Genomic DNA, 8,875 nt, shown 5'->3' on the forward strand with positions numbered 1-8,875 from the left:
CCGCCACCGGGCAACCTGCTGGAAGCGCACGGGAGGTGAGCATGCGGCGGCTGAACGCGGTGCTGCGCAACGCACGCGGCGGCGACGACGGGTTCACCATCGTCGAGGTGCTCGTCGCCATGACGGTCTTCGCCATGATCGCGGCCGCGGTGGCGACCGGCATCGTCGGATCCCTCGCCCTCACCCACGTCTCCCGGTCCCGCGAGGTCGCCATCGGCCTCGCCCAGGACGCCATCGACCGGGCCCGGACCGCCACGAACCTGTTCTCCGTCGTCGACGGGACCACGACGCCGACCGTCGGCGGGCTGCAGTACACGGTGAAGCAGGTCGCTCGGTGGGTCCCCACCTCGGGCAGCGCGAACGCGTGCGGCAGCGGCGGCGGGCCGCTCGCCTACAAGCGCATCTCGATGACCGTGAGCTGGTCGTCGGGCAGTGCGCAGTCCGTGTCCATGAACAGCATGGTGGCCCCGACGTCGTCGGTGACCGCGGCCAACCTCGGCATCATCATCGTGTCCGTGTCCCGCGTGGACGGGAGCGGCAACGCCGGGGTGAACGTCTCCATCGCTCCGAACACGGCGAACCCCGCGGGCGCGAGCGCCATCACCTCGACCATCGCGCCGACGGACGCCAACGGCTGCACTTACGCCCTCAACGTCAAGCCCGGCCGGTACGACGTGTCGCTGTCCAAGTCCGGCAACATCGACGACGGAACGTCCTCCGGATCGCTCGGAGCCCAGACGGCGACCCCGTCCACGACGGTCACCGTGCAGACGAGCCAGACCTCGGCAGCGAACTTCAACTACGACACGGCGCTCACCGTCGCGCCCCAGTGGTCCGATCCGAACGCGAGCACGACCGCGTTCACCGCGCCCACGTCCGCGCCCGTCACGCTCCGCCGCAAGTCGGCCGACTACGGGCCGTTCGCCGCCGGCACCACGACGCAGGTCTTCCCGTACACCGACGGCTACAAGGCGGTGCCCGGGACCCCCGCCACCTGCGCGAGCGTCGACCCGGAGAACTGGACGACCGCGAACGGCACGGCGGTGGCGCCCCGGAACCTCGCGCAGCCCGCCGCCGGGACCAACGCGGTGAAGGCCCCGGTCCAGCTCGTCACGGTGAAGCTCGCCGGCAAGGCCGACAACGCGCTGACGGCCACGACGACCGCGCCGAACGCCAACTCCGGCGATCCCGGGTGCGCGACCCCGGTCACGTACACCTTCACGGGACTCCCGGTCGGCGGGACGGCGACGATCGCCCTCCCCTACGGCACGTACACGCTCCGCTCGGGGACCGTCGTCTCGATCCTTGCCGGCGTGGTCTCGATCACGTTCGCGAGCGGGACGCCGAGCGCCACCACCGCTACCGGCGTCACGACATCGTCGAACAAGGTCATGCTCGACCCGCGGAGGAACCCGTGATGCGCCTCGTCGCGCGGCTCCGCGAGGAGGACCGGGGGATCTCCCTGGCCGAGCTCATCGTCGCCATGAGCGTCGGTGTGATCGTCCTCGCGATGGTCGGCGCGTTCTTCGTCTCGGTCTCCCGCGCGTCGACGACGACCAGCGGCGTCGACGCCAACACCCGTTCGGCCTCGACGGCGATGCGCGAGATGGAACGGATGTTCCGTGTCGCGTCGAACAACCCCGTCGCAAGCGGCGTCGACACCCAGTACGCGTTCCAGTACGCCACGGCCACCTCGGTCCGGTTCTTCGCCTACATCAACCTCAACTCGGCGGTGGACGTGCAACCCGTCGAGGTGCAGTACACGCTCGACACCAACGCGGGGACCCTGACCGAGACGAAGTGGAACGGAACGGCCACCGACGCCACCAACAGCTACTACTCCTTCCCCATGGCGACCACGCCGACCCTGACCGCAGCGCCGACCTCCTCGCTCAACCTGGTGACCTCGGTCGTGCCGGGAACGCTCTTCTCGTACGCCGACGCCGGCGGCAACCCGATCACGCCCGGCGCAGCGGGGCTCACGGCGCTGCAGCTGCAGTCCGTGCGGACGGTGACCGTGGCGCTCACGGTCGGCGAGCGTGACCTCGCCAAGCCTGCCGCCGCCAACAACGTCTCGCTCACGAGCACCGTGGGCATGCCCAACCTCCAGTTCGGGAGCTGACCGTGCGTCGCATCCTCGCCTCCATCCGGACACACGACGACGACCGCGGAGTCGCGCTGGCAGCGGTCATCGCGATCGGTGCCGTCGTGATGATCCTGGCCGCGACGATGGCGGGACTCGCCGCCACCGGTGCGACCAAGTCGTCGGGTGACCGCGACTACGCCAATGCCATGGCGGCGGCGTACGCCGGGCTCGCGGACTACCAGTCCCGGGTCAACGCCGACAACACGTACGCGACGAAGTACGGTGACCCGAGCCAGGCGTTCAGCAACGGGGACCAGTTCGCCGGCGGCACCGGCGGGAACGCGGCCTTCACGAGCTGGGTCGCGGTGCCTGACTCGTCCGGCTCGAGCGGCTCCACCTACTACCGCTACGCGGCCGACAACAGCATCTACGGTCAACAGGGGATCGTCCGTGTCCAGGTGACCGGCAAGGCCGGCAACGCGACGCGCACCCTGGTCGCCAACGTCAAGCCGGACGGCTTCTCGAACTACCTCTACTGGACCGATTACGAGTCCGGTGACCCCGACATCACCGGCGAGAACTGCACGAACGTCTACCAGAACGCCGACTACACGGCCCGTCCGTCGAACGGCAACGCGGCCTGCGGTCGGATCCAGTTCCAGGACGGTGACGTCCTGAACGGGCCGATCCGCTCGAACGACATGCTGCTCATCTGCGGCGGTACCTTCAAGAGCACGGTCCAGTCCGCCCAGGGGTGGAGCAACCGCGTCTGCAGCCCCGCGAAGACGCCGTCGTTCCAGTACTACAGCGGGTACCAGCCGGAGGTCGTCGGCTCCTACACGCCGCCGTCGACCATCAGCGCCGGACGCGACCGGATGTACTCGGACGACTCCTCGGTCACGGGGACGAGTCCCGGGACCGGCTGCCTGTACACGGGACCGACGCAGATCACGTTCCTCGGCAACGGGAAGATGACGGTGCGCTCGCCGCTGACGCTCGCGACCAACCTGCAGAAGACGAGCCCCTACGGGTCGAGCCCGGCGAAGTGCGGAGCGATCGCCGACCTCCGTGGTGCCGGGGCGACACTGGACACGAGCCTGCTCGCGAACAACCTGATCTACGTGCAGGACGAACCCGCATCGGCCGGGACGGGGAGCGCGACGAACCCGAACTACTACTGGTCCACCTACACGACGCGGAACGCACCGTCGGCCTGCATGAAGAGTTCGTCGGTCGCGGACAACGGGCTCGGCTTCCCGTACTCGGGATCGCTGCCCGGGTACAGCGGTACCTACAGCGAGTCGAACCCACGCAACACCGCCGGTGCGTCGATCCCGTTCAGCACGGCGTACGGGTGCACGAACGGCGACCTGTTCGTGTCCGGAACCGTCGACAAGTCCATGACCCTCGACGCGGAGAACTACGTGTACGTCACGGGAGACCTCAAGTACACCGCGAACCGGTCGGCATCGACCGTGCTCGGCATCGTCGGACAGGAGGCCGTGATGGTCTGGAACCCGATGTTCGTCAGCGGCACGGGGAACGCCTACCCGTTCCTCACAGCCAACCGGACGGTCTCCGGTGCGATCCTCTCGAACCAGGGCACCTTCACGGTGCAGAACTACGGGTACGGCGGTGCTCGTGGCACCCTCACGGTCAACGGGTCGATCGCGCAGCGGTACCGCGGCGCCGTCGGGCAGGGGACGAACGGGTACCTGAAGAGCTACGGCTACGACTCGAGCCTCGCGAGCTACACGCCGCCGTTCTTCCCACAACCGGTGATCACGACCTACAAGGTCACGTCGCAGATCGAGGTCAAGGCCGCCTACGACGCTGCCGGGAACCCCCGGTGATCGCCGCGATCCCGGTCACGGTCCTCGGCGCGGTGCTGGGTCTGGTCGTCGGGTCGTTCCTCAACGTGGTCGTCCACCGTGTGCCGGCGGGCCTGTCCGTCGTGGCCCCCGCCAGTTCGTGCCCGAGGTGCGGACACGACATCCGCGCCCGCGACAACGTCCCCGTCGTCTCGTGGGTGCTGCTCCGAGGCCGCTGCCGTGACTGCTCGACCCGGATCTCCGCACGCTACCCGCTCGTCGAGTCCGCCACCGCGGTCCTGTTCCTCGTGGTCGTGCTGCGCTTCGGGCCGGCCCTCGTCGAGGCACGCGACGGGCTCGCAGCGGCCGCGGCCACCGCGCAGCTCGTCGCGATGCTCTACCTGATGGCGACATCGGTGGCGTTGACCCTGATCGACCTCGACGTGCACCGGTTGCCGAACGCACTCGTGCTGCCCGCGTACCCGGTCATCGGCGTCCTCCTCGCGGTCTCCTCGGCGCTCGACGGAGACTGGCCGGCGCTGCTGCGCGGTCTCATCGGTCTGGTCGTCCTCGGCGGCGCCTACCTCGTGCTCGCGGTCGCCGTGCCCGGGGGGATGGGTCTCGGCGACGTCAAGCTCGCAGGGGTGCTCGGTCTCGTCCTGGCGTACCTCGGATGGGGACCCCTCGCAGTGGGTGCTTTCGGGGCGTTCGTCCTCGGAGGTAGCTTCGCCATCGGCCTCATGGTCCTCGGGCGCGCGAAGCGCGGGTCCGGGATCCCGTTCGGCCCGTGGATGCTCGGAGGCGCCTGGCTCGGCGTGTTCCTCGGTCGGACGCTCGCGGACGGCTACCTGCGAATCATCGGCCTGGCCTGAGGAAGGACCCGCACATGGCGAAGAGCGTCGTCGGCATCGACATCGGAGGCGAGACCATCCGAGGCGTCGAGGTGTCGAACCCGGACAGGCCCGAGCCGGTGATCCAGCGCGTGGCGGAGGTTCCGCTGCCCGTCGGAGCGACCAAGCGAGGCGAGGTGCTCGAACCGAACACGATCGCCGCGAGCCTCAAGGAGCTGTGGCGCACCGGGCACTTCCGCTCGAAGGACGTCGTCCTCGGGATGGGCAACCAGCGGGTGCTCGCCCGCGACCTGACGGTGCCGAGGGCTCCGCTCGCGCAGATCCGGGAATCGCTCCCGTTCCAGGTCCAGGACATGTTGCCCGTCCCCGTCGTCGACGCCATCCTCGACTTCTACCCGGTGTCCGAGTCGACCACGGCCGAGGGCCCGGTCGTGCACGGACTGCTCATCGCGGCGATCAAGGACGCAGTCCTCGCGAACGTCCGAGCGGCGCAGCTCGCCGGGTTGAACCCGGTGGGGGTGGACCTCATCCCCTTCGCGCTGACCCGTGTCTACCTCCCGGCGGCACGGTTCCCGGGAACGCACGCCCTCGCGGAGGTCGGGGCGAACACGACGACGGTGGTCATCGCCACCGACGGCGTGCCACAGTTCGTCCGGATCATCCCGACGGGTGGTGACGACCTGACGTCCTCGCTCGCCGCGGCGCTCGACATCCCCGTCGACCAGTCCGAAGCCGTCAAACGGTGGATCGGTCTCGGTACCCGAGTCCAGACCGCCGACGACCGTCGAGCGGCCTCGATGATCCGTGACCTCACCAACGAGTTGCTCACGAGTCTCAGGAACACCGTCAACTACTTCGTCGGCACCCGTCCCGGCACCAGCGTCTCGAGCATCGTCGTGGCCGGCGGCGGCGCACAGCTCCCCGGCCTCGTCGATGCGCTCCGAGCACAGACCGGCATCCCTGTGGTCGTCGGGGACGCGTTCTCCGACGCCACGACCAGCCGAGCGATCCGGCGCGAGGACATCACCGCACGCGGGTTGTCCGTCGCGGTCGCCTGGGGACTCGCGACCGGGAGGACTGCAGCATGACGAAGCTCCTCGAACCGTCGAAGCGACGCGGGACCGCGTCGAACGAAGCACGGATCGCCGCTGACTCTGCGCAGCGCGCGAAGCGGCAGGGGCGCGCGGCCGCGAGCCACCTGCTCATCGGCGGCGTGCCGCGCGTCGACCTGCTCCCCACCGAGGTACTCGTCGATCGACGTCAGCGTGCTGGGGTCCGTCGAGCGTGGCTCGGGGTGATCGTCGTCGCCGTGGCCGTCGCCGCCGCGGTGACGCTCGCGTCGGCCAACGCCGTGCAGTCCGAGTCGCATCTCGTGCAGGTGCGGCAGGAGACCGACGCGCTCCTCCTCCAACAGCAGGCGTTCCGGGACGTCCGCTCCGCCGAGACGCAGTCCGAACTCCTGCGGGCCGCGCAGGCCGTCGGAGGATCGACCGAGATCGACTGGCAGGAGACCCTGCAGCGCGTGCAGGACTCGTTGCCCGCCGGGGTCACGATCACCGGTGTCCAGATCGACTCGGCCACGCCGCTCGAGTCCTACGCGCAGGCCACCTCACCGCTGCAAGGACAGCGTGTGGCGACCCTCACGATCGACACTGCGAGCCCGACCCTGCCCTCCGTGCCTGCCTGGCTCGACTCGATCCGCACCATCCCGGCCTTCGTCGACGGAAATGCCAACTCCGTCACGCTCGACAGCGCCACGAACACCTACACGGTCGACATGACCATCCACCTCGACGAGAAGGCGTACGACGGCAAGTACGACACGAAGGACAAGTCATGAGCCGGAACCGACTGATGCTCGTCCTGGCGGCCGTCGCCGCGCTCGCCGTCGTCGCCGGAGGGTTCTTCCTCGGAGTCCAGCCCCAGCTCGCCCGAGCGGCGACGGCAGACGCCGAGACCCAGACCGTCAGCGCCACCAACCAGACGACGCGGACCGAGATCGCTCGCCTGCGGGAGCAGGCGAAGTCCCTGCCGAAGATGCGGTCGGAACTCGCGGCGCTCCGGGCGTCCGTCCCGGCATCCGCGGCGACGTCGGCCTTCATCAGCCAGCTCAACGCGACCGCGAACGCGACCGGGGTGAAGGTGGCGACGATCTCGCTGAGCGACGCCGTCGCGTACACGCCGCCGGTCGCGGACGTGCCGACCGCGAGCGCGACCGGCACGGCAAGCGCCAGCCCCTCCGCGAGTGCGACGCCCGCACCGGTCCCGACCGCGACCACGCCGGCTGCGCCGACGACCGAGACGAACGGCAGCATCACCGCGGACAACTTCTCGGTGATCCCCGTGTCCGTCTCGGTGACCGGCGACTTCACGCAAGCCCTCGCGTTCGTGAAGGGCGTGCAGGCGAACCCTCGTCTCTTCCTCATCGACTCCATCTCCTCGTCCGTCACGACGGTGAGCGCGAGCGACGGCGCGAGCGCTGCGGACGGGCCGTCCTGGACGTTCGGCGGGTCGATCTACGTCCTCACCGACACGGGTTCGTCGAAGACGTCGACCCGCTGACCACCCCTGCCCAGGACCCCCGCGGACTGGGGTGTGACGCGCCACGCCACACCCTCTTCCGCCGGGGGTCCTCGTCTGCCTACGATGCTCAGGACGCCGCACTCGCGGCTGCTCATCCCCCTCTCGGACGGCCCCGCTCGTGGGCTGTCCCTCGTCGTGCCCGGAGTCGCGCGTGTTGAACGGAATCGTGGAGTTCCTCGGCTGGTTCGGAGCGGTAACCGTATTGGCTGGTTACATCCTCTTCTCGACCGGGAAGCTCCCGAACGGGCCCGTCTACCAGCTGCTCAACCTCGTGGGTGGCCTCGCCATCGCGGTCAACGTCGGCGCCCACCACGCGATCCCGTCGCTCATCGTCAACGGCATCTGGGCGATCGTCGCCGTCGTCGTCCTGACGAAGATGCTGCGCACACGTCGGGCGGCGAAGCGCGGCGAGCCGGTGGAGGCGACGACGGCTCAGGTCCTCCTCGAGCCGCCGACCACGACGGCGGTCCTGCCCGTCGTCGGTCCGGCGCTCCGCGACCACGGGGAAGCGCCCGAGAGCGCCCCCGCGGCCGACGCCGAGCAGGCACCGGTCGCGCCGGCTCCCATGACCGAGACCGTGCCCGTGATCACCGCCACGATCGCCCTCGCCCTGGTCGCAGCCGCGCAGCGCGAGCACGCACCGCAGGGCGCCGAGCACGAGCACGCACAGCAGGGCACCGAGCGCGAGCACGAGCACGCACAGCAGGGCACCGAGCGCGAGCACGCACAGCAGCGCACCGAGCACGAGCACGCCTGATCCGCAGCACCCCGCCGCCGCCGGCAGCGGCAGCGCCCGCGGTCGAGCCGCCTCCCGCGGCGGTCGCCCGCGCCTCGGGCTGCGGCGATACGATCGGCCCATGTCCCGGTGGCTGATCGCGACGATGACGTCCGTGCTCTTCATCGCGCTCGTCGTCGCCGTGTCCGGCTTCGAGGCGCTCCTCGCCGACGTCGAGCCGATCACCCAGCCCGACGCCACTCCGTACCTCGGCCCCGCGATGGTCGTCGCGGTCGCGATCGTCGTGTTCCTCGCGACGGGCACGGGTGCACGGGAGGGGAACCCGGGCGTCACGGGTCTCGTGGCCGCCGCGACGTCGTACCTCGTGATGCTCGGCGTCGGCGCGGTCGGCTACGCCCTGATCCGTGGCGACGTGACCGAGCTCCTCGTGTTCCCGGCGGGGTCTGCGCTCGGCCCCTTCGTCGTCGGCACGGTGGTCGTCGCCCTCCTCTGCGTCGTCGGCGGGATCGCCACGGTCCGGCACCAGTCGCGGGCCTCCGGTACGGCCTCGCACGCCCCGGGGAGTGACGGCGGCCCGCGGTAGCATCGCTGGCGCACACAGCGCGCGCACGAAGCGGCACCGCGAGGCGCGCCGCACCACGACCATGTACGGCGACGGGGGCTCGATGACCGACCACGCAGACGGCGACGGTTGGGGAACCGTCCCGCCCGTCGACTCGATCCGCGGCACCGCCGCGCACGCCGACCCCGCGCACGCCGACCCCGCGCACGCCGACCCCGCGCACGCCGACCCCGCGCACGCCGACCC

The 8,875-nt window shown here is 70.3% G+C and carries 9 protein-coding genes; all 9 read left to right on the plus strand.

The window, feature by feature from the left end:
- Window positions 1–1,418, plus strand: a 1,418-nt coding sequence (locus ACSW7Y_RS14035) for a type IV pilus modification PilV family protein (protein ID WP_438126864.1), incomplete at its 5' end; no start/stop codon positions are given.
- The gene (locus ACSW7Y_RS14040) at window positions 1,418–2,122 is read left to right on the plus strand and encodes a hypothetical protein (protein ID WP_438126865.1); all 705 of its coding nucleotides are present in this window, start codon (window positions 1,418–1,420) and stop codon (window positions 2,120–2,122) included. The genes ACSW7Y_RS14035 and ACSW7Y_RS14040, both read left to right, overlap by 1 nt.
- Window positions 2,123–2,124: 2 nt before the next feature.
- Entirely contained in the window at window positions 2,125–3,939 is a 1,815-nt protein-coding gene (locus tag ACSW7Y_RS14045; protein WP_438126866.1) for a hypothetical protein, read from the plus strand.
- Window positions 3,936–4,769, plus strand: a complete 834-nt coding sequence (locus ACSW7Y_RS14050; protein ID WP_438126867.1) for a prepilin peptidase — start codon at window positions 3,936–3,938, stop codon at window positions 4,767–4,769. Before ACSW7Y_RS14045 ends, ACSW7Y_RS14050 begins: the two co-directional genes overlap by 4 nt.
- Window positions 4,770–4,783: 14 nt before the next feature.
- Window positions 4,784–5,836 carry a type IV pilus assembly protein PilM gene (gene pilM / locus ACSW7Y_RS14055; protein ID WP_438126868.1) on the plus strand — a complete coding sequence of 351 codons (1,053 nt, stop codon included), beginning with the start codon at window positions 4,784–4,786 and terminating at the stop codon, window positions 5,834–5,836.
- Window positions 5,833–6,588: a hypothetical protein gene (locus ACSW7Y_RS14060; protein WP_438126869.1), complete on the plus strand. Its 756-nt coding sequence runs from the start codon at window positions 5,833–5,835 to the stop codon at window positions 6,586–6,588. The genes pilM and ACSW7Y_RS14060 overlap by 4 nt, the downstream gene beginning before the upstream one ends.
- Entirely contained in the window at window positions 6,585–7,310 is a 726-nt protein-coding gene (gene gspM / locus ACSW7Y_RS14065) for a type II secretion system protein GspM (protein ID WP_438126870.1), read from the plus strand. Before ACSW7Y_RS14060 ends, gspM begins: the two co-directional genes overlap by 4 nt.
- 172 nt (window positions 7,311–7,482) lie before the next feature.
- Window positions 7,483–8,088: a CBU_0592 family membrane protein gene (locus ACSW7Y_RS14070; RefSeq protein ID WP_438126871.1), complete on the plus strand. Its 606-nt coding sequence runs from the start codon at window positions 7,483–7,485 to the stop codon at window positions 8,086–8,088.
- Between the two features lie 100 nt (window positions 8,089–8,188).
- On the plus strand, window positions 8,189–8,650 hold the full coding sequence (locus ACSW7Y_RS14075; protein ID WP_438126872.1) for a DUF6121 family protein: 462 nt from the start codon (window positions 8,189–8,191) through the stop codon (window positions 8,648–8,650).
- Window positions 8,651–8,875 lie beyond the last annotated feature (225 nt).

It is taken from the genome of Curtobacterium flaccumfaciens (assembly GCF_051548005.1).
In the GTDB taxonomy this organism is placed as follows: Bacteria; Actinomycetota; Actinomycetes; order Actinomycetales; family Microbacteriaceae; genus Curtobacterium.

What these genes read in the sequence shown, in the direction of transcription:
- ACSW7Y_RS14040 (WP_438126865.1), top strand. Translation starts at nt 1,418, where the DNA reads ATGCGCCTCGTCGCGCGGCTCCGCGAGGAGGACCGGGGGATCTCCCTG.
- pilM (WP_438126868.1), top strand. Translation starts at nt 4,784, where the DNA reads ATGGCGAAGAGCGTCGTCGGCATCGACATCGGAGGCGAGACCATCCGA.
- ACSW7Y_RS14060 (WP_438126869.1), top strand. Translation starts at nt 5,833, where the DNA reads ATGACGAAGCTCCTCGAACCGTCGAAGCGACGCGGGACCGCGTCGAAC.
- gspM (WP_438126870.1), top strand. Translation starts at nt 6,585, where the DNA reads ATGAGCCGGAACCGACTGATGCTCGTCCTGGCGGCCGTCGCCGCGCTC.
- ACSW7Y_RS14075 (WP_438126872.1), top strand. Translation starts at nt 8,189, where the DNA reads ATGTCCCGGTGGCTGATCGCGACGATGACGTCCGTGCTCTTCATCGCG.